This window comes from Labrys sp. (in: a-proteobacteria), from assembly GCF_047605565.1.
GTDB classification, from domain to species: domain Bacteria; phylum Pseudomonadota; class Alphaproteobacteria; order Rhizobiales; family Labraceae; genus Labrys; species Labrys neptuniae.
On record NZ_JASGFM010000017.1, the window covers coordinates 1 to 20848 of the forward strand.

The window sequence follows — 20848 nt, forward strand, 5'->3', positions numbered from 1 at the left end:
CGGCTCGGCCCTCAACCTTGCCGTTTCGGCCGGCGTCGCGGTTGCGGCCCTCGCCCACCGCGTCGCCCCGCCCGGCGTGGTCGAGGTCAGCGCCAAGCTCGGCCTGCCTCCCTTGCCGCCCTCGCAAATCATCCTGCATTGCAACGCCCTGTCGCCGCGGGCGCGGGATGCCTTGCGCATCCTCACCACGGCCTTCCGGGAACACCGGACGACTTGAGGCACGGAGCAAGCATCATTCTTCTTCCTGCAGGCTCGAGAGCGGCAGCCCTTCGAAGCGCTTCAGCGTGTCCAGGACGATCGAGGTCTTCACGTGCTGCACGGAATCATGCGGCAGTAAGACTTCGTTGACGAAGCGCGACAGGCCGGCAAGCCCGCGTGTCGCTACCTTGAGGTGGTAGTCCATCTCGCCGGTCAGGGCATAGGCCTCGAGCACTTCAGGCAGGTCGTTGACAAGCTGGGCGAATTTACGGGCATTGTCGCGGTTATGGGTGGCGAGCGTCACGGAGATCACCACCAGGAGGTCGAGCCCGACCTTGTGCGGATCGAGGCTGGCCTGGTAGCCGCAGATCACTCCCATCGCCTCCAGGCGGGAGCGCCGGCGCGAGCATTGCGAAGCCGATAGCGCGATCTTCTCCGACAGCTCGATATTGGTCAGGCGGCCGTCACGCTGCAGCTCCCGCAGGATTCGCAGATCGTAGGCGTCGAGATCGATCATTGCATCAATCCGGGATTTCATGCACGCTTCGTGCATAGTTTTTGCCGAACACGCGAAAGATGCAAGCACATTGCATGCGCAGGGTGGCACAATTCCTCTCAAAGTGAAGGCGCGTCATCGCCCCTTCACAACCAGGAGGAAATTATGGGGCCTTTCCCGCATGATGCGCCGCCGGCGGCCATCACTCCCGACAATCCCGCCGGAACGGACGGGTTCGAATTCGTCGAATTCGCCCATCCCGAGCCCGCCAAGCTGCAGGCGCTGTTCACCAGCATGGGCTACGTGCCTGTCGCCACCCACAGGACCAAGGACATCACGGTCTGGCGCCAGGGCGACATCAACTACATCGTCAATGCCGAGCCCGGCAGCCACGCCATGCGCTTCGTCGAAACCCATGGCCCCTGCGCCCCTTCCATGGCCTGGCGCGTGGTCGACGCCAAGCATGCCTTCGAGTATGCGGTGGCCAGAGGCGCCACGCCCTATGAAGGCGATGACAAAACACTGGACGTGCCGGCCATCGTCGGCATCGGCGGTTCCCTGCTCTATTTCATCGACGCCTATGGCGAAAAGGGCTCTGCCTACACCCGGGAATTCGACTGGCTGGGCGAGCCTGATCCAAAGCCGGCCGGTGTCGGCTTCTACTATCTCGACCACCTTACCCACAACGTCTATCGCGGCAACATGGACAAATGGTGGGCCTTCTACCGCGAGCTTTTCGGCTTCAAGCAGATCCACTTCTTCAACATCGACGGCCGCATCACCGGCCTGGTCAGCCGGGCCATCACTTCGCCCTGCGGCAAGATCCGCATCCCGCTCAACGAGTCCAAGGACGACACCAGCCAGATCGAGGAATTCCTCAAGAAATATCATGGCGAAGGCATCCAGCACATCGCCGTCGGCACCGAAGGAATCTACGACTCGGTCGACAAATTGGCTGCTAACGGCTTGAAATTCATGCCGGGCCCGCCCGACACCTATTACGAGCGCTCCCATGCCCGGGTGAATGGCCATGACGAGCCGATCGAGCGCATGAAAAAGCACGGCATCCTGATCGACGGCGAAGGCGTGCGCGATGGTGGCATGACCAAGATCCTGCTGCAGATCTTCTCCAAGACGGTGATCGGCCCGATCTTCTTCGAATTCATCCAGCGCAAGGGCGACGAGGGCTTCGGAGAGGGCAATTTCCGCGCTTTGTTCGAGTCGATCGAAGAGGACCAGATCCGGCGCGGCGCCCTGGCTGCCGAGTAGCCACCTTCAGAAACATGAAGAAGAAGCCGACGCCATCGCGGCGTCGGCATTGTTGTCTACACTGTCAGCCCGCAACGGCGGCGAGGCCTGCCTCGGCCTCGGATTCGAAGCGATCGCCAACCGCAAGGCCGTGCGATTTTGCAAAGCTGGCCGCCGATTGCTTCTGCCCGGCATCGTTGCGGACGGTGGCAATCTCGATCACCCCGCCCTGCACCGCGATTACGACGCCCTGCTCGCCGATGGCAGCGATTTCTCCCGGCTTTCCAGCGACATCGCCGAAGCGACGCACCGGCCGCAGGACGCTGCCGAACAGGCGGACCTTCCTGCCCTGCACCATCGTCCAGGCGCCAGGAGCCGGATCGCAGCCTCGGATCAGATTGTGGATGGCCTCGGCATGCGCATTCCAGTTGATCCTGGCCTCGGCCTCGCGGCACCAGCCTTCATAGGAGGCGAGGTCCTCGTCCTGGACATGCTCGGAGTGATGTCCGGCCACCACCAGATCCGCGGCCTCGAGCATGGCCTCGACGCCGAGCGGGAACAGATGATCGAAATAGATGCTGCCGAGTGTGTCGTTCGGGCCGATCGCGACGGTCTTCTGCAGGATCACCGGCCCCTCGTCGAGACCGTCCGTCGGCCGGAAGATGGTGAGGCCCGTCTGCCTGTCCCCCTTGATGATCGGCCAGTTGATCGAACTCGGGCCGCGATAGAGCGGCAGCAGGGACGGATGGTACTGGATCGTGCCGTGCCTGGGGATGTTGACGAAGGACTGCGGTGCAAATTGCAGCACATAGGCCATGACGGCGAGATCGACATCGAGAGCGCGCAAGGCGCCTTCGGCCGCCGGGCTCTTGAGATTGGGCAGTTGGAACAGCTTGAGTCCCCGTTCCTCGGCCGCGAGGCGGAGAGGATCGGGCCGCGCGCCGGGCTTTTCGGGAGCACAGAAGACGGCCGCCACCTCGTCGCCGCGGGCCAGAAAGGCTTCCAGCACGCTCTTGCCGAACGCTTGCTGGCCAATGATTGCGATACGCATGATTTCTCCATGAATTCAGGCAAAGAAGGTCCATCCCCGCTCGCGCGGGGTTGGAAAACGTTCCATGTCGTTGGGAAGGCCGGCGTCTCGTCAGGCGCCGGTGTTAATCCACACCGCCTTGGGCTCGGTGAAATTGTCGATGGCGGCATCGCCATGCTCGCGGCCGAAGCCTGAATCGCGGGCCCCGCCCCAGGGCAGGCGGATGTCGGTCGGGCCGTAGGTGTTGACCCAGACCGTGCCGGCCTTCAGTCGCCGGGTGAAGCGATGGGCCCGGCCGATATCGCCTGTCCACACACCCGCCGCCAGGCCGTAGACCGTGCCATTGGCCAGGCGGATCGCCTCTTCCTCATCCTTGAAGGGAATCACGGCCGCGACGGGCCCGAAGATCTCTTCCTGGGAGATGCGCATCTCGTGCCGGACGCCGGCAAACACCGTCGGTTCGACGAAATAGCCGGTCTTGCCATGCCTGGTACCGCCGGCGACGACCGAGGCCCCTTCCTTGCGGCCGATGTCGATATAGTTCAACACCCGCTTCATCTGTACCTCGGAGACCAGCGGGCCCATGCCCGTCGAAGCCTCCAAGGGATCGCCGACACGGATCGAGCGGGCGCGGGCCGCCAATCGCTCGACCATCTCATCATAGACGCTCTCATGCACCAGGATGCGCGAGCCGGCCGAGCAGACCTGCCCGGTGTTGAAGAAGATGCCGGCCCCCGCCGCCTTGGCGGCGGCATCGAAATCGGCATCCGGGAAGACGATGTTGGCCGACTTGCCGCCCAGTTCGAGCGTCACGCGCTTGAGATTGCCGATCGCCCCCTGCAGGATCTGGCGCCCGACCACCGGCGAGCCGGTGAAGGTGATCTTGTCGACATCCATGTGGTCGACGAGCGCCTGGCCGGCGATCTTGCCGAAACCCGGCACGACATTGAGCACGCCTGCAGGGAACCCTGCCTCTAGCGCCAGCTCGCCGATCTTCAGGGCGGTGAGCGGCGTCAGTTCGGCCGGCTTGAGTACCACGGTGCAACCGCAGGCCAGAGCCGGCGCGATCTTCCACATGCCGATCATCAGCGGGAAGTTCCAGGGGATGATGGCACCGACCACGCCCAGCGGTTCGCGCATCGTATAGGTCAAGGCGTCGGTCCGGGCCGGTATGACCTGGCCGTTAATCTTGTCGGCCATGCCGGCATAATAGGTGAGCGTGTCGAGGACGGCGGGCAGATCCTGGCGGCGGATGGCGGAAACCGTCTTGCCGGAATCGAGGCTCTCCAGCCGTACCAGTTCGTCTTCGTCGCGGCGGATGAGATCGGCCAACTTCAGCAGCAAGGCGCCTCTTTCGCTGGCCTTCATGCGCGACCAGCTGCCTTCGAACGCCGCACGGGCCGAGCGCACGGCGGCGTCGACATCGCCGGCATCCGCCTCCGCCACCCGGGCAACGACCTCACCGGTCGCTGGATTCAAGGTCTCGAAACTGCGACCGGAAGCCGCTGCGATGCGCCGGCCATCGATCAGAAGGTCATGAATGTCGCCATATACCCGTTTAAGCACGTCAGAGCTCCCATATATGTATTATAGTTCATATCTAGCGCTTTAAACGACGACGAGGATCGTCGGGTGCAAGATAGAAATGATGCTAGTTACCCAATAAAATCATGGGAATATGAAATCTTCTGCTTATAAGAGAGAGCGGAGTTATGAACGTATGATCCTATGTTGCAATCAATATAATATGTTTTCTATTTCATATATGAGGACACTAGCCTCGAGACTTGGAGCGGGAGGAGCGGCATGATCCGGATCGAGATCGAGCCTGTTTGGCGTTTTCACAGGCAGGAAGACGCACAATCGCTCCAGATCATGCTCGACTTCCTCGCCGAGATCCGCGCCACCGGAAAGATCACCGCCGCCGCAGACAAAGCGAACGTTTCCTATCGCCATGCCTGGAACCTGATCGAGAAATGGTCGGAGTTCTTCAGCACCCCCATCGTCGTGCGCCGGCAGGGCAGCGGCACCAGCCTCACGCCCTTCGGGGAGAAGCTGGTCTGGGCGGGACAAAGGCTGGAAGCCCGGCTGGGACCGCTGCTGCAGAATCTCTCTCAGGAACTCGAAACCGAGATCAACCAGATGCTGCCGCACGGGCCTTTGGTCCTGCGCATCCACGCCAGCCACGGCTTCGCCGTGCCCAAGCTGCGCAAGCTCCTCAGCCGCGAGCCGGACATCGATATCGATTTTCGTTATGTCAGCAACCAGAGCTCACTGGTTTCGCTGGTCCATGACGGCTGCGACCTTGCCGGCATGCATCTGCCGCAGGGCGAATTGCGCAAGCGCGCCATCGCCGCCAGCAAGGGCTGGCTCAACTCCAATCTGCATCGCGTGATCTCCTTCGTCACGCGCGAAGTCGGCCTGATCGTACAGCGCGGCAATCCGCGTGGCATCGATGGGCTGGAAAGACTGCTCGATCCCGCGATCCGTTTCGTCAACCGGGACCCGGACTCCGGCACGAGGCTCGTCTTCGAACAGCTTCTGGCCCAGCATGGCATCGATGGCAGCCGCATCAATGGCTATGAGCATTCCGAATTCACCCACGCCGCCGTCGCCGCCTATGTCGCCAGCGGCCTCGCCGACGTCGCCTTCGGGGTCGAGGCGGCCGCCCGGCAGTTCGGCCTGGATTTCGTGCGCCTCCTCACCGAAGACTATGTCTTCGTCTGCCACAAGCAGATCCTCGACCTTCCAGCCATGCAGCGCGTACTGGCGGTCATGCGCGGCCAGGAATTCCATACCGCCATCTCGCAATTGCCGGGCTATCGCGTGAAGGAAGCCGGTGCGATCAAGACCATCCGGGAGGTCTTCCGCAAATCGGAATGACGCCCTTTGCCCGAAACGCCTGCGTGTCATCCTGCACAGTGCCTTCGCCGCCATCTCCCTAGAAGGGCAACAGCGAAACCGCAAAGACAGGGGAGCGCCATGACACGCAACGACATCGCCGAAACCATTTTCGCCAGCTTCCTGCTGGGGCTGGCCGTCCTCTTGCTGCTGTCCTCCGGCGTTCTGGCGGCCGAGCCCTTCACCAGCGCCTATACGAGCTTCGATACCGCCAAGTGTCCTCACCAGCCGGGAGGCGACGAGGAGGATTACGGGAGCTGGCGCTGCCCGGGCTATCGTGGCCTCCCCATGCGGCTTTCTGCCGGCGACCAGCGCATGTTTGTCAGCTTCGGCAAGGCCGGCGCCAACGACATTGCCGCCAACGAAACCTTCGCGGCCTTCAACAGCGCCGATCACGGCACGGTGGAATGGCGTCTTGCCGCAGGCCAGCGGCAGCCCTTCGCCACCATCCTGCAATGGCAGGTGATGACGGAAGCAGACCACAAGGCAGAGGCCAAGGGTTCCTCGCCCGCCTCCGGCCGCGTCCTGGTCGTCACCCGGCTGGGCAAGGACGGCACCTGCCATGTCGGCTATGTCGATGCTCGTGCCAATGGCGACGCGAATAGGCTGGCGCGCAAGATCGCCGACGAACAGGCCCGCTCTTTCCGCTGCGGCCAGGACAAGCCGGTCGTGCTCGGAGCCGTCTCTCCTGGCCTGATCCTGCCCGGCAAGGCCCGCTAAAGCGTTTTGTGATTTGAATGAATCACTTCAAGTCACAAAGACGCGTCGAACCAAAGAGTTAGAGCAAATGAGCGTTCACGCCTGAACGCGCTTTGCCCTGAAAACTCCTTTGCAGGTTGTCCCAACTATCCTTGGATATCTGCCCGGCTGGTGCTTCACCCTGCCGGCCATCCATGCAAAGCTAACCCCGTCGATCGAGGCCCACGAAGATCGGGCGCTTAACGGGAACGTCAAGGGGAGACGCTGCGTGGGCTGTTCCGTCCGAGCCGGTGCCGGATTGCCGCAAGAGCGGACGGCATGAGTTACGAATTCGAGTTCGCCGACGTCTTCGCCTATTGGCCGGAGCTTGCGGCCGGCGCCCTGCACACGCTGATACTTTCGGGGCTGGCCATGGCCATCGGCATGGTGGTGGCGATCATTGGGGCACTCGCCAAGACCTCCGGACCACCTCCACTGCGTTATGTCATCGACGCCTACATCGAACTGATCCGCAACACCCCCTTCCTCATCCAGGTCTTCGTGATCTTTTTCGGCCTGCCCTCCCTCGGCCTGCGCCTGTCCTCGAACAGTGCGGCCCTGCTGGCACTGGTGGTCAATGTCGGCGCCTATGGCATCGAGATCATCCGGGCCGGTATCGAGAGCATCTCCAAGGGCCAGATCGAGGCCGGCAAGTCGCTCGGCCTCAAGCCACTGCAGATCTTCCGCCTCGTCATCCTCAAGCCGGCGATCCAGGCGATCTATCCCTCGCTGACCAGCCAGTTCATCCTGCTCATGCTCAATTCCAGCGTCTGCTCGGCCATCGCCGCCAGCGAGCTGACGGCAGCGGCCGGCGACATCCAATCGCGAACCTTCCGCAGCTTCGAAGTCTATTTCGTGGCAACCGCGATCTATCTGGGCCTGTCGATCGTGTTCTGGTGCTTGTTCGCCGGCATCGAGCGCGCCTTCCTGCGCCAGCCGAGCCGGCGATAGGGGGCAGCATGCGTGTATTGAGCGAAGCCGACATCCTCTACATCCTGCTGGCCTTGCGCTGGACACTGCTGCTTTCGGCGGTCGCCTTCATCGGCGGCGGCATAGGCGGCCTCCTGGTTGCGCTGGCGCGCACGGCCGAGATCCGGCCGCTGCGCTGGCTGGCTATGGGCTACATCAAGCTGTTCCAGGGCACGCCGCTGCTGATGCAGCTTTTCCTCGCCTTCTTCGTGCCCGGCATCTTCGGCATCGACGTCAATCCCTGGACGGCGGCGGCGATCGGCCTTTCCCTCAATGCCAGCGCCTTTCTCGGCGAGATCTGGCGCGGCGCCATCGAGGTGGTGCCGCCGGGCCAGAGCGAGGCGGCCCGGGCCCTCGCCCTCACCTATGTGCCGCGCATGTTCAAGGTGGTCATCCCCCAGGCGGTACGCATCGCCATTCCGCCGACCATCGGCTTCCTGGTGCAGCTCATCAAGGGCACCTCGCTCGCCTCGATCATCGGCTTCGTCGAGATCACCCGCGCGGCCCAGATCATCAACAATGCCGCCTTCAGGCCCTTCACCATCTTCGGCGTGGTGGCGCTCGCCTATTTCCTGGTGTGCTGGCCGCTGTCGCTCTGGAGCCGCGCCATGGAGCGGCGGTTGACGGTGGCAAGGCGCTGAAATTTTCAATCAAGGAGAGGAAACGATCATGGCTTTGACAGATCCGATTTCACGCCGTGGGCTTGGGCTGTGCCTCGCCGCCGGCATAGCCGCCTTGGCGCTGCCCCTCGCTGCCGGACCGGCAGCGGCCGCGACCCCCGATGAAATCAAGGCGCGCGGCAAGCTGATCGTCGGCGTCCTCACCGACTACCCGCCCTTCGGCGGCACCGATGCCGAGCAGAAGCCGGCTGGCTATGATGCCGACGTCGCCGCCCTGATGGCCAAGAAGCTCGGCGTTTCACTCGAGCTGGTGCCGGTGACCGGCCCCAACCGCATCCCTTATCTGCTCACCAACAAGGTCGACCTGCTCATCGCCACTTTCGGCATCACGCCCGAACGCATGAAGCAGGTGCTGTTCTCCAATCCCTACAGCACGCTGACCACCTATATCATGGGTCCTAAGGACTTGAAGGTGACCAAGCCGGAGGATCTCGTCGGTGTGACCGTGGGTGTGGCGCGTGCCTCGACACAGGACATCACCGTCTCGCAGATCGCGCCATCAGGCACCCAGATCATGCGCTTCGACGACGATGCCACCACCACCCAGGCCTTGATCTCGGGCCAGGTCCAGTCGATCGGTGCCTCCAATACGGTGCTCGCCCAGCTCACCAAGGACTATGCCAGCCTCGGCATTGAGGCCAAGTTCAAGATGAAGGAACAGGCCAACGGCATGGCCTTCCGCAAGGCCGATACCGCTTTGCAGGAATGGTGCAACGGCTTCATCGGCGAGATTGTTGCCGACGGGCAGCTCAGCCAGATCAACCAGAAATGGTTCGGCTCTCCCCTGGCCCCCTTGCCGCCCATGCCGAAATTCTGATGACCCCGCTTCACCGGCCGGTGTGGCTGTTCCTCTCCGGCCGGCAATGCACCGGCAAGGACCGCATCACAGTTCTTCAGGCCAGGATCGCCTGGCGGACTGCCTGAAGAAGCCGTTGAGGAAACGGGCAGAGTTGGTATAGGCAACGGAAGTCTCGGCGATCCCTCCTCGATCGCCGCATGAGGAGGCCTGACCCGGCCGAGAGAAGATAGCGAAAAACGAAAGCCAGCCGTGGTAATCTCCTCCAAAGCGACAACCCTGACCTATGCGCCTGACGACATCGTCATTCGTTCCGCCCTGCATCGGCGCTTGCTGCAAATCGGGCTGCCTCGCTTCGCCTTGCGCAAAGTCTCCAAATGGTCGCGCTCGCATTATGGTCCGCGCGACGATTTCATGCGGGCGCTGGTCGAGCAGCGCTTCGGTATCCGCGTCGGCAAGTACAGCTACGGATATCGCCCGCTGTGCACCAAGCAATCCAAGATTGGCGAAATCGGTGCTTTTTGCTCGATCGCCACCGAGATCAAGGTCTCCGGCGGCAACCATCCTCTCGATCTCGTCTCGACCAGTCCCGCCACCTATCTCGAAGGCTGGGGGATCGTCGACGAAACGATCGACCGCCATTATCCCAAGAACGACCCGATCGTGATCGGACACGATGTCTGGATCGGTATGGGGGTAACCCTGATGACCGGCATCACCATCGGGCATGGTGCGGTGATCGCCGGCGGCGCTGTTGTCACCAAGGACGTGCCGCCCTACGCCATCATGGGCGGCGTGCCCGCCAAGCTGATCCGCTATCGCTTCGATGACGACACCATCGAAAAATTGCTGACCAGTGCCTGGTGGACTTGGCCGGACGAGACGATTAGAGCCAGGGCGTCGCTGCTGCGGGATCCGGTCGCGTTCGTGGCGCAGCTTTGAGTATGTCGCTGGACGGCCGGAAGAGGAAATGCCAGCCCACTGAAACAGTGGTGTGACCTTGTCGCTTGCTAGGCCATTGCATAATCAAAATGTTACCTTAACGTTTTAGCGAAATAGATCACGTAGCTCACAACTCTGAAATCGAGCATGACAACTGTAGTAATCACTCAACCCATGCTGTTCCCCTGGCCCGGCTTTTTCGAGCAACTCGCCTTGGCGGACATTTATGTTTATTTGGATGATGCTCAGTTCTCGAAAGGAAGTTTTACAAACCGCGTGCAGGTGAAGGTCGGCGATCAAACCAAGTGGATGACCATTCCGCTTGCCGGCGGGGGCACCTACAAGCCCATCATGGATCTGGATGCCACGGCCGGGGATTGGCGGGCAACCCACCAATTGCTCCTCAAGCAATCGCTCGCCACCGCCTCCCATGCACAGGACGCGATCGACATTCTCGACAGGGCGTATGAGCAAGACAAGCTGTGCGACACCCTGATCCGAAGCATAGAACTGTCTGCCGACTATATTGGAATTGGGACGTCGCGAAAAATAACCCACAGCAGTGAGCTGAATATAGTCGGTTCTTCGTGGAAGCGCGTGCTGGACATCGTCCTCGGCGTGGGCGGGACGCGATATCTCACCGGACACGGCGCCGCGCGATATATGGACCACGAAGCGTTCGAAGCGAACGGTGTGAGCGTCGAATATATGGACTACAGCCTGACGCCATGGCCGCAAGATGGCGGCGCCTTTACACCCTATGTTTCCATCCTTGACCTGATCGGCCGCACCGGCCGTGATGCCAATCAATTCCTGAAACCCCGAACCGTTCACTGGCGCGAATTTCTGGCAAAGCAAACGCCATGACGCGTTAACCGGCAGACTTCCTCTATCGACTGCTGCCATCAAGCAAACAGGAATGCGATGTTGAAGCGAGTGAGCTTGAGATCTCCGGAGAATAGCGATTTTGATTTTCTCGCTTCGCTTCGGAGGGATTCCGCCCTGCAGGCCCTGCTGCTCAATGTGGTGACATCAACAGATGATGACGCAGTCGCCGGATGGCTGGAGCGCCGGAAGACCGACCCCAATGGCAGTTTCATGGTCATTGCCGATAGCACGACGGATGAACCAATCGGCTTTGCCCAGATCACCAATATTCACCATCGCAATCGGCATGGCTTTATCGGCATCGTTATAGCGCCGAGCGCGCAAGGCAAGGGTTTGGGACGTGTTGCAATGGAGAACCTCGTGGCAACGGCGAAAGAAAAACATCGCCTGGAAAAAATACTCCTGGAAGTCAGAGCGGACAATTTCGCCGCGCTCTCCCTCTACAAGTCCATGAATTTTAGAATTGTTGGGACGATGCTGAACCACTTTCGTACGAACGACGACATTTACGACGTCGTACTGATGGAAAAGCGAATATAAATTTTAGTATAAATAATAATATTTACTTCAGTTTTTACGCCTAAACAGCGCGAGAACCTGCCTGAAAGCGACGCGGGTGATCTTGCCAATGCGGGCAACCCGTTTACCGACATAGAAAAAAGTAATCCCCTTCAGGGCAAGCTTCTCGACCCCGCTAAACCCGGCTTCATCGATATCGTGGAGGCAGGCTTTCCAATAGGCTCGCCGCAACCGGACAAGATGCATGGCCGGCACGATCCTCATCGAACGGTTGGCTTCTTTCCAGACGATGCGCTGGGAAAACTGAACCTCAGGTGCCATCGCAACGGCCCTGCGTATGAAAACCGGGTACATCACCAGATGATCGGATCCCCAGGGGTCGGGATAGGCCCGATTGACGTAATCCAGTATTCCACGCAAGGCATCGGTTCGCCACAGGCCGTAGAACCAGCTTGCAGGAGAATTGTAGAGAAGATCCGCAATCTGTCGCAGTTGCGACCCCTGCAGTTCACGGGGCCGCGCAATAGTGACAGGCCTGTCGCTTCGATACGTCATCACGGTAGGAACGGCCAGCAAGGCATTCGGCGTTCGATCAAAAGCGGCGACCAATCGCTCGACATAGTCGGCGGAGGACAGGTCGTCATGCGCCCGCCACAGGAAGAGCGGTGTCTGCGCCGCATCCACCAGGCCACGGAAGTTCCTGACCGGTCCGACATTCTCGGGCCGCCGCAGATATGTAATCCGATTGTCGACTGCGGCATAGCGCTCGACGATGGCTTGAGTGCCATCCGTTGAAGCATTGTCCGATATGACGATGCGAATATTTCTGTATGTCTGGTTCAGTAAACACTCCAGACATTCCGCGATCATGTCTTCTGCATTATAGATAGGAATCCCTATAGTTACGCAGGGTCCTGACATGCTCACGGGCTCCTATCGGCCATCAACCGGAGCATGTCCTATTCCTTTGCAGCAACAGCCGCAACCGGCAATTCTGCGCTGCGCCGGCCATTTTGATCGGTCTGGCGCCGCGCAGGTGAGCGCGGTATGTATCGGCTGCCAATCAAGTAGAGCCGAGTCACCGTGATCATTGCCCCCGAACGCATTCCCGTCGCAGGTCCCTCCATCACCGAGAGAGAGGCCGAACTCGCCGCGGAGGCTGCCCGCACGGCGTGGTATGCCAATCACTATGCCTATAATGCCCGCTTCGAGCGGATGATGGCCGATTATGTCGGCGTGAAGCATGCCGTCAGCGTGCCGCATGCCACGGCAGCACTGCATCTCATCCTGGCCGCGCTCGGCATCGGCCCGGGCGACGAGGTGATCGTGCCCGACGTGACCTGGATCGCCTCGGTGGCACCGGTCACCTATGTCGGTGCCGAACCCGTGCTCGTCGACATACTGCCCGACACCTGGTGCATCGATCCGCACGCTGTGGAGGCCGCCATCGGTCCCAAGACCAAGGCGATCCTGGGCGTGGACCTCTATGGTTCGATGTGCGACTGGCAGGCCTTGCAGGACATTGCCGACAGGCACGGCGTCCATCTCATCGAAGATTCGGCCGAGGCCCTCGGCTCTCGCTATCGCGGTCGGCGCGCGGGCAGCTTCGGCCGGGCAGCCGCCTTCAGTTTCCATGGCTCGAAGACCGTCGCCACCGGCGAGGGCGGCATGCTGGTGACCGATGACGACGATCTCCACCAGCGCGTGCTCTGCCTGCGGGATCATGGCCGGGCGCCGGGCGACCATCGCCGGTTCATCAACCAGGAAATCGCCTTCAAATATCGCATGAATGGGGTGACGGCGGCTCTCGGCGTCGCACAGATGGAGCGCATCGACACGCTGATCGCCCATAAGCGCGCCATTTTCGATTGGTACCGGCAACGGCTCGGCGGGCTCAACGGCATCACCCTCAATGCCGAACCCGAGGGAAGCGAGAACTCCTTCTGGATGGTGACGGTGGTCCTCGATCCGGCCCTCGGTCTCGACAAGTTCAGCCTGATGGCCGAATTCGACAAGCGCAACATCGATACCCGTCCTTTCTTCTCGCCGCTGTCGAGCATGCAGGCTTTTGCCGATCGTCCGGCAGCCAAGCGCCTGGTCACGCCGCATGACAAGGGACAGGCGATCGCCAGGCACGGCATCAATCTGCCGTCCGGCTACAATATGACCGAAGACAAAGCAGATATCGTCGCAGGCGCCTTGCGGGAGATTCTCGCAGACAAGACCTGATGTTCCGGAGACCGACGGTATCGCTGTCGGGATAACTGGTTCATGCGGCAAGGTCTCCTCGCCACCACTCTTCCGAATCGCCCTTCCGCGGGGCGAAACGCCAAACAACCTATAGCCGTTGCGGACTACTCAATTCGGTTCTTTTTCTCATCTGAAAAGGTAAATCGATATAAGTTCCGCAACGGACGGATTGATTCAATTTCATACTGGACAGGCCTGAAATTGATTGTAGCATTCCATCTTGTTAACAAAGACGCCATTGAGGTTGTGGGCGCCATTTCTGCCAAGTGTTGCTTCACATAACAACCAAGTGCAGATTTCGCTTGTGAAAGCTTGGCGTTTCGAGAAATCGGTGAACGGGGGAAGAAGCATTGCTTCTTCCCCCGTTTTCGTCGGCGGCCGCCATTGCTGACTTTTCCGGCTCGAGACCTTCCTTACCCAAGTACCACCTTCCTTTCCATCAATGGCCGACAAGCCCAGCGTCACGGCCGGGATGCCTAGCGGGCAGGCAGATCGAGTGCGTATTCCAGGCCCTTGCTTGACGAGTGGGCTCGCGATAACCACGTGCCAGGAAGCAGTTCTCCAGGGCCATGCTGCGCCAGCTGCCATCGGCTGCGGCCGAAAGCCCCTCCAACTCGCCGGTCGTCACAGGATTTTCCATGCCGCACAGCTTTGCTCGCAACGCTCTGGTGCTCGGCCTGCTCGCCGCCATCGGGCCCTTTGCCATCGATATGTATATACCCGCCCTCCCCTCGATGGCGGAGCATCTCCAGACCAGCACCGCCGCCGCCCAGATGACCCTGATGGCCTTCTTCCTGGGGTTTGGCTTGACCCAGATCATCTACGGACCGGTCTCTGACATTGTCGGCCGCAAATTGCCGCTCTATTTCGGTCTGGCGGTGTTCACATTGGCTTCGATCGGCTGCGCGTCGGCCCCAACCATCGATTGGCTGATCGGCCTGCGCCTCATCCAGGGCATCGGAGCGGCGGCTGTGATGGTGATCCCGCGCGCCATCATCCGTGATCTGCATACCGGCGTCGAGGCAACCCGATTGATGTCCCTAGTGATGCTGGTGTTCAGCGTCTCCCCCATCCTCGCCCCTCTCACAGGCAGCGCCCTCATCATTCCCTTCGGATGGCGCGCGGTCTTCGTAGCCGTCACCATCGCCGCCGTGCTGAGCCTGCTGCTGACGGCTTTCGTGCTGCCGGAGACCCGGCCGCCGGCCGAACGCATTGCCGGCGACCTGCCCACCGTTCTGTCGAATTACGGGCTGTTGCTGCGTGACCGCCATTTCCTGGGAGTGACCTTCATCGGCGCGCTGGGCATGTCGAGCTTCTTCACCTTCCTGGCCAGTTCCTCCTTCATCTATGTCGATCATTTCGGCCTGACCCCGATGCTCTACAGCCTGGCCTTTTCCGTGAACGCCATCGGCTTCATCGGCGCCTCCCAGTTCAGCGCCCATCTCGGCCAACGTTTCGGCATGGGCCGGGTGATCCTCGGCGCCGTCTTCGCCTATGCCATCGCGGCCATCGCCCTTTTCGCGCTGGTCGCAAGCGGTGTCGACAGCCTGCCCGTGCTGATCGCGATGCTCTTCGTCACCTTTGCCTTCCTCGGCCTGGTCATCCCGACCAGCATGGTCCTTTCGCTGGAGCATCATGGCCCCATTGCGGGCATGGCCTCGGCTCTTGGTGGCACGCTGCAAATGGTGACGGGTGCCGTCATGATCGTGATCGCCAGCCTCTTCTTCAATGGCACGGCCCTGCCGATGGTCACGATCATCGCCCTCTGCGCCATAGGAGCGCTGATTCTGGCCAAGCTCACTTTGACTGAAAAGGAGATCGCCGCCCCGGCGGAATGAGCCCAACCACAGCGGTCTCGCACCGTTTCCGATCCCGGCCGAATCGGCGCGCATGTCGTTCCAGTCGAACAGCGATTGCTGGGCCCTCTACTAAAGAGGTAGGCGGATCGGCTTCCTGCCGGCCGCCAAACCTGCTAGATCTATTCCAATCTACGCATTTTCATGCGAAAAACCTCGCCTTCGCTCGCAGCGAGGTCTGCGCGTCATTCGCGCCTTTCCCGCCAATCCGTCAAATTCGACACGTCATATTTGACGGAGTGTGCTCCTAGCGCCGCCCGTCTAAATTGATCTTGCGAACGGCGCAGCGATCTCCAAACAGATCCCCTCCATGCTGTGCTGTTCGCACCTTCGCTCGGTTCTCTCGATACCCTCCCAAGCCCGCGCAGCGGGCTTCTTTTTGTGATCGGCAAGACAGACATAAGTTTGGAATTTCGAACGATATCAATTCGATAGGCTCCTTTGGCAGCCCGGCACGGTTTGGAAGATCATTGGCATTTTGAGGCCTGACGATGGCGCTCTCTCCCTCATCGTATCAGCTGAATTACCGGCAAGATCGCGGGCCGGATTGGGACTGTGAAGCCTTGCCGTTCGCCGAGCCGAACCATCCGTCGAAATTCGGTGCCGATGCCTCCCCTTTCCAGGCCCGGGACCCGCCAGACCGGTGCTCCCAGATTGTTCTCCCTGGCTTGATGCCCCGCCGGCCGGCACATTGCTGGCCGGTTTCCTCCTCCGACTAAGAAAGTAGCCTGACGTGGAAGCTCGCCTCGATCCTCTCGCTCTCGACAGAATGTTCCATGCGCTCGCCGATACCAGCCGTCGCACCATGGTCGATCGTCTTGCCCGCGGACCAGCCTCTGTCAGCGAACTCGCACTCCCCCTTTCCATGGGCATGCCCGCGGTGCTCAAGCATCTCGGCGTGCTCGAAGCCGGGGGTATCGTCGTCTCCGAGAAGGCTGGCCGCGTGCGCACCTATCGCATGACGCCGCATGCCCTGGCCCTGGCCGAAAGCTGGGTCGCCGAACGCATGGCCCTGCACGACATTGCCATTGACGATGCGCCGATGCCGGTGAAGCTGCCCGAACGCAGCCCGGTGACGCAGCTTCGCTCGGTCGAAGCCCGATAAGCCCCTCAAATAGGGCGATGGGGACGGGCGCCGTTCAGGTGCCCGCCCTTTTCGGCATGACGGCTGCCACGAATTGCCTGAGTTCGCGGCCGACATGGTCCGCAACCGGACAATTGGGCTCGAAACCCCACCAAACGAGCGAGCCCTGCCATTGCGACGCCATCAATTGGCCAAGCCCTTGGCGCTGGCCTCCCCGCTCCGCCAAACAGGTGTCGAGCACGTCGACGAGGGCATCCCGCCAGCGCGCGCCGCGTGCGCGCAGCAGGGGATCGCGCAGATCCTCCCTCAGGATCAGCAATCCTTCGGCATAGGATTCGATGGCGCCATAGTCGCCGGAGAGAGCCACCAGCAGATCGACTGCCCCCTCGGGCGTGCGCGCAATATCAGCTGCCAGCTGTGACGTTTTTTCGTCCAAGCGGTCCCAGGCATGGAGCAAGGCCGCCTGCTTGAGCTGCGCCTTGCTGCCAAAGCGCTGCACCAAGGTTGCAGCCGCCAGGCCGCTAGCCCGCGCCAATCCCGCAAATGTCAGTGCCTCCGGCCCTCCAGTGTGCAGAAGCTGCAAGGCAACTCCCAGCACGGTCTCGTCGGGCAGGGTCTTATGTCGGGGCATCTTGACATCCATTTATAACCGAACGATCATTTATATATCAATTCTTATGCTCGAAAAGAGCGCTCGGCAATCGAAAACAGGAGCTGTGGTCATGCTCACCGGAAAGGTCGCACTTGTTGCCGGCGGCACGCGAGGGGCGGGCCGAGGTGTTGCAGTCGAGCTGGGAGCAGCAGGCGCAACCGTTTACGTCACCGGGCGCAGCACCCGTGGGCATCGATCGGAGTATGACAGGCCGGAAACCATCGAGGAGACGGCCGAATTGGTCAATGCGGCCGGCGGCCGGGGCATTGCCATCCGCGTCGACCATCTCGTACCCGATGAGGTACGCGGCCTGGTGGAGCGGATACGGAGCGAGCAAGGCCGTCTCGACATCCTGGTCAACGATGTCTGGGGCGGCGAGAAACTGTTCGAGTGGAACAAGGCCGTGTGGGAACACGATCTCGACAAGGGATTGCGCCTGCTGCGCCTGGGGATCGATACCCATCTGATCACCGCGCATCACGCCCTGCCCCTGCTGATCGAGCGCCCCGGCGGTCTTCTCGTGGAGATGACGGACGGAACGGCCGACTACAATGCCGGCCACTACCGCCTCTCGCCCTTCTACGATCTGGTCAAGTCGGCGGTGATCCGTCTCGCCTGGGCGCATGCCAAGGACCTCGCCAAATACGGGGCCACCTCGGTGGCGCTCACCCCGGGCTGGCTGCGCTCGGAAATGATGCTGGAGGCATTCGGTGTCGCAGAGGAGAATTGGCGGGATGCCACGGCAACGGTGCCGCATTTCGTCATTTCGGAAACACCTCGCTTCGTCGGGCGCGCCGTGGCAGCCCTTGCCGCCGATGCCGAAAGGAATCGCTGGAACGGGCAGTCTCTTTCGAGTGGACAGCTGGCGCGAATCTACGGTTTCACCGATCTTGACGGCTCCCAGCCCGACGCTTGGCGCTACATTCCGGAGATCGAAGAAGCCGGAAAGCCGGCCGACGCGACCGGTTATAGATAGGTTCCTTCATGGCCATGCCTGCCTCTGCCGAAACCACAGGATCTGTCCGAGGCATCTTGGCCATGATCATTGCGATGGTGAGTGTGCCGACCGTCGACGGCATTGCCAAATATCTGAGTACGGACTACTCGCCCTTCTTCATCGGTTGGGCGCGCTATGCGGTGGCGGGCCTGGCGGTCCTGCCTCTCTCGGCCCTCCTCCATGGCCGGAGGATGTTCCCGTCGGAGCATCTGGCTTCTCATATCGCGCGCACCGTCTTCCTGGTCGCGGCGATGACCCTGTATTTCCTGGCCATCGCCCGCATCCCGCTGGCAACGGCGCTCTGCGCCTATTTCGTCGGCCCCATCCTGGCGGTCGCCCTGTCTATCGTCGTGCTCAAGGAACGCATGACACCGGCCAAGGGCGTCAGCCTCGCCCTGGGTTTTGTGGGCTCGCTCATCATTCTCCAGCCCGGCGGCGGCATCGAACCCGGCATTCTCCTGGCTCTGGCCTCCGGCATCTGCTTTGCCTTCTACCTGATCGCCACCAGGCGTGCGGCCCAGCAGAGTGACCCCGTCAAGACACTGGCTTTCCAGTGTTTCTTTGGGGCAGCCCTCCTCACGCCGCAGGCCGTGCTTTCCTGGTCTGCCCCCGCCGTCGATCATCTCCTGCTCTTTGCCGGTCTCGGCCTGATCTCGGCGGTCTGCCACCTGCTCTCCATCATCGCCTTCCGGCTCGCCGATGCCTCGACCCTGGCGCCTCTCGTCTATGCGGAACTCGTTGGTGCCGCCATCGTCGGCTATTTCGCCTTCGGCGACGTACCGGATGCGATAACTCTTCTCGGCGCCGCCTTCATCATCTCGGCGGGGCTCATCCTGCTGCTGCGCCGGACGGCAGCCTGATAGTCCTGCGAGACGATCTCTGCCTGTGAAGACAAGCCCTTTCCCCCAGCAAATGTCCAGGGTTGTCGCGGGCCGGACGAGCCAGTTTACTCGGCCCATCACGAATCTCGGCACCAGCCGGGACGCCCATAAGGGGAAGTCCGCATGAAGCCCGCACTGAGACTATTCGCCCTCGTCCTCCCCCTCGCGGCCAGCCTTTTGGCCGGTGCATCCCGCCCCGCTCTGGCCGAGACCGTCCTGCACAAAGGCAATGGCGCCGAGGCCCAGACCCTCGATCCAACCCACAGCTCGATCATCGCCGAGCAATTCATCCTCAAGGACCTGTTCGAGGGGCTCACCGTTTTCGATGCTGCCGGCAAGCTCACGGCGGGAACGGCCGAAAGCTGGACGATTTCCCCCGACGGTCTCGCCTACACCTTCAAGCTGCGTCCCAATGCCAAGTGGTCCAATGGCGATCCGGTCACGGCCGCTGACTTCGTCTTCAGTTTCCGCCGGCTCGAAGATCCCAAGGAAGCGGCCAGCTTCGCCAATCTGTTCTATCCGATCAAGAATGCCGAAGCGGTGAACAGCGGCAAGGCCGGTGTCGACACGCTCGGCGTCAAGGCCCTCGATGACAGGACGTTGGAGATCACGCTGGAACGGCCGACGCCCTATCTCCTGCAACTCCTCGCCAATCAAGCCGCCCTGCCGGTGCATCAGGCCTCGGTCGAGAAGCTCAAGGCCGATTTCGTCAAGCCTGGCAATTTGATCTCCAACGGCGCCTATACCCTGACCGAGAACCTCGCCAATGATCATGTCACGCTGGTGAAGAACCCGCGTTACTGGGATGCCGCCAATGTCCGCATCGACAAGGTGATCTCCTATCCGATCGATGACCAGGCCGCCGCCCAGCGGCGCTTTCTTGCGGGCGAGCTCGACATGACCTTCGAGTTCGCGGCCGATCAGCTGAAACTTCTCAAGGAGAAGGTGGGCGATCAGGTCCATGTCTCGCCGAATCTGACCAATGAATATTATGCCTTCGATACCCGCACCCCGCCCTTCGACGATGCCAGGGTTCGACGTGCCCTGTCGATGGCGGTCGATCGCGACTTCCTGGCCGAGAAAATCTTCTCGGGCACGCGCGTCGGCAGCTACAGCTTCGTCCCCTCCGGCTTGCCGGGCTATACCCCCGCCATGCCGGACTTCGCCGACAAGCCTCAGCTCGATCGTGAGGACGCCGCCAAGGACCTGCTCAAGCAGGCGGGATTCGGCGAGGGCGGCAAGCCGCTGAAGCTCACCATCCGTTTCGGCACCAACGACAATAATCGCCGGATCGCCACCGCTGTGGCGGATATGTGGAAGGCACTCGGCGTCGAGGTCTCCCTGCTCAATTCGGACAGCAAGTCCCACTACGCCTTCCTGCGCGACGGCGGTGCCTTCGAGGTAGCGCGCGCGGCCTGGGTGGCCGACTATGCCGACGCCGAAAACTTCCTCGCTCTACCGACGACGGCCAACAAGGCGTTCAACTATTCCCATTTCGCCAGTCCGGACTATGACGCGCTCGTCGCCAAATCCTATGCCGAAACCGATCCGGCCAAGCGTTTGAAGATTCTGGAGGATGCCGAGGCGCTCCTGGCGCGCGACCAGCCTGTGGCTCCCCTGCTCTCCAATGCCGATCTCTGGCTGGTCTCGAGCAAGGTGAAGGGCTGGCAGGACAACGCCGCCAACGAGCACCTGACGCGGTTTCTCAGCAAGGAGTAATCGG

At 61.4% G+C, this 20848-nt stretch carries 20 protein-coding genes and 1 pseudogene; 16 read left to right on the forward strand and 5 right to left on the reverse strand.

Features of this window, described 5'->3' with window-relative positions:
- Window positions 1-217 (forward strand): annotated as a pseudogene (locus QM672_RS16290) (LysR family transcriptional regulator); the annotation flags it as partial.
- Between the two features lie 15 nt (window positions 218-232).
- On the opposite strand, the gene QM672_RS16295 reads toward QM672_RS16290, so the two are convergent.
- The gene (locus QM672_RS16295; protein ID WP_415083945.1) at window positions 233-715 is read right to left on the reverse strand and encodes an Lrp/AsnC family transcriptional regulator; all 483 of its coding nucleotides are present in this window, start codon (window positions 713-715) and stop codon (window positions 233-235) included.
- A gap of 144 nt (window positions 716-859) precedes the next feature.
- Here QM672_RS16295 and hppD point away from each other — a divergent pair, with 144 nt between their 5' ends.
- A complete protein-coding gene (gene hppD / locus QM672_RS16300; RefSeq protein WP_415083792.1) occupies window positions 860-1963 on the forward strand; it encodes a 4-hydroxyphenylpyruvate dioxygenase in 1104 nt (367 codons plus the stop codon).
- 64 nt (window positions 1964-2027) lie between these two features.
- Here hppD and QM672_RS16305 read toward each other — a convergent pair whose 3' ends face one another.
- Entirely contained in the window at window positions 2028-2993 is a 966-nt protein-coding gene (locus tag QM672_RS16305; protein ID WP_311941929.1) for a methionyl-tRNA formyltransferase, read from the reverse strand.
- A gap of 90 nt (window positions 2994-3083) precedes the next feature.
- A complete protein-coding gene (locus QM672_RS16310; protein ID WP_367623290.1) occupies window positions 3084-4538 on the reverse strand; it encodes an aldehyde dehydrogenase family protein in 1455 nt (484 codons plus the stop codon).
- A gap of 240 nt (window positions 4539-4778) precedes the next feature.
- Here QM672_RS16310 and QM672_RS16315 point away from each other — a divergent pair, with 240 nt between their 5' ends.
- The 8 genes from QM672_RS16315 (at window position 4779) to QM672_RS16350 (ending at window position 11426) form a co-directional block, all read left to right on the forward strand.
- Window positions 4779-5855, forward strand: coding sequence for a substrate-binding domain-containing protein (locus QM672_RS16315; protein ID WP_311941933.1), 1077 nt, complete (start codon window positions 4779-4781; stop codon window positions 5853-5855).
- Window positions 5856-5954: 99 nt separating this feature from the next.
- On the forward strand, window positions 5955-6593 hold the full coding sequence (locus tag QM672_RS16320) for a hypothetical protein (protein WP_311941935.1): 639 nt from the start codon (window positions 5955-5957) through the stop codon (window positions 6591-6593).
- Between the two features lie 297 nt (window positions 6594-6890).
- Entirely contained in the window at window positions 6891-7562 is a 672-nt protein-coding gene (locus QM672_RS16325) for an amino acid ABC transporter permease (protein ID WP_311941937.1), read from the forward strand.
- A gap of 8 nt (window positions 7563-7570) precedes the next feature.
- Window positions 7571-8221 (forward strand): amino acid ABC transporter permease, encoded by a 651-nt coding sequence (locus QM672_RS16330; RefSeq protein WP_311941939.1) that lies wholly within the window; start codon window positions 7571-7573, stop codon window positions 8219-8221.
- Window positions 8222-8249: 28 nt separating this feature from the next.
- Entirely contained in the window at window positions 8250-9077 is an 828-nt protein-coding gene (locus tag QM672_RS16335) for a transporter substrate-binding domain-containing protein (RefSeq protein ID WP_311941942.1), read from the forward strand.
- Between the two features lie 231 nt (window positions 9078-9308).
- Window positions 9309-9998: a CatB-related O-acetyltransferase gene (locus QM672_RS16340; RefSeq protein WP_415083796.1), complete on the forward strand. Its 690-nt coding sequence runs from the start codon at window positions 9309-9311 to the stop codon at window positions 9996-9998.
- 147 nt (window positions 9999-10145) lie between these two features.
- Window positions 10146-10865, forward strand: a complete 720-nt coding sequence (locus QM672_RS16345; RefSeq protein WP_367623294.1) for a WbqC family protein — start codon at window positions 10146-10148, stop codon at window positions 10863-10865.
- A 57-nt stretch (window positions 10866-10922) separates the two neighbouring features.
- Window positions 10923-11426 (forward strand): GNAT family protein, encoded by a 504-nt coding sequence (locus tag QM672_RS16350; protein WP_311941949.1) that lies wholly within the window; start codon window positions 10923-10925, stop codon window positions 11424-11426.
- Window positions 11427-11453: 27 nt separating this feature from the next.
- Here QM672_RS16350 and QM672_RS16355 read toward each other — a convergent pair whose 3' ends face one another.
- Complete coding sequence (locus QM672_RS16355; RefSeq protein ID WP_415083799.1) at window positions 11454-12326, reverse strand: glycosyltransferase family 2 protein; 873 nt, start codon at window positions 12324-12326, stop codon at window positions 11454-11456.
- Window positions 12327-12488: 162 nt separating this feature from the next.
- Here QM672_RS16355 and QM672_RS16360 point away from each other — a divergent pair, with 162 nt between their 5' ends.
- From QM672_RS16360 to QM672_RS16370, 3 genes are all read left to right on the forward strand, one after another.
- Complete coding sequence (locus QM672_RS16360; protein ID WP_367623295.1) at window positions 12489-13634, forward strand: DegT/DnrJ/EryC1/StrS family aminotransferase; 1146 nt, start codon at window positions 12489-12491, stop codon at window positions 13632-13634.
- A 659-nt stretch (window positions 13635-14293) separates the two neighbouring features.
- Window positions 14294-15493 carry a multidrug effflux MFS transporter gene (locus QM672_RS16365; RefSeq protein WP_415083801.1) on the forward strand — a complete coding sequence of 400 codons (1200 nt, stop codon included), beginning with the start codon at window positions 14294-14296 and terminating at the stop codon, window positions 15491-15493.
- A gap of 787 nt (window positions 15494-16280) precedes the next feature.
- On the forward strand, window positions 16281-16616 hold the full coding sequence (locus tag QM672_RS16370; protein ID WP_311942030.1) for an ArsR/SmtB family transcription factor: 336 nt from the start codon (window positions 16281-16283) through the stop codon (window positions 16614-16616).
- A gap of 34 nt (window positions 16617-16650) precedes the next feature.
- Here QM672_RS16370 and QM672_RS16375 read toward each other — a convergent pair whose 3' ends face one another.
- Window positions 16651-17226 carry a TetR/AcrR family transcriptional regulator gene (locus QM672_RS16375; RefSeq protein WP_367623297.1) on the reverse strand — a complete coding sequence of 192 codons (576 nt, stop codon included), beginning with the start codon at window positions 17224-17226 and terminating at the stop codon, window positions 16651-16653.
- 91 nt (window positions 17227-17317) lie between these two features.
- On the opposite strand from QM672_RS16375, the gene QM672_RS16380 reads away from it, so the two are divergent.
- From QM672_RS16380 to QM672_RS16390, 3 genes are all read left to right on the forward strand, one after another.
- Complete coding sequence (locus QM672_RS16380; RefSeq protein WP_311941964.1) at window positions 17318-18223, forward strand: SDR family oxidoreductase; 906 nt, start codon at window positions 17318-17320, stop codon at window positions 18221-18223.
- A gap of 56 nt (window positions 18224-18279) precedes the next feature.
- Complete coding sequence (locus QM672_RS16385; RefSeq protein ID WP_415083804.1) at window positions 18280-19104, forward strand: DMT family transporter; 825 nt, start codon at window positions 18280-18282, stop codon at window positions 19102-19104.
- A gap of 144 nt (window positions 19105-19248) precedes the next feature.
- Window positions 19249-20844, forward strand: a complete 1596-nt coding sequence (locus tag QM672_RS16390; protein ID WP_415083805.1) for a peptide ABC transporter substrate-binding protein — start codon at window positions 19249-19251, stop codon at window positions 20842-20844.
- Window positions 20845-20848: the final 4 nt, after the last annotated feature.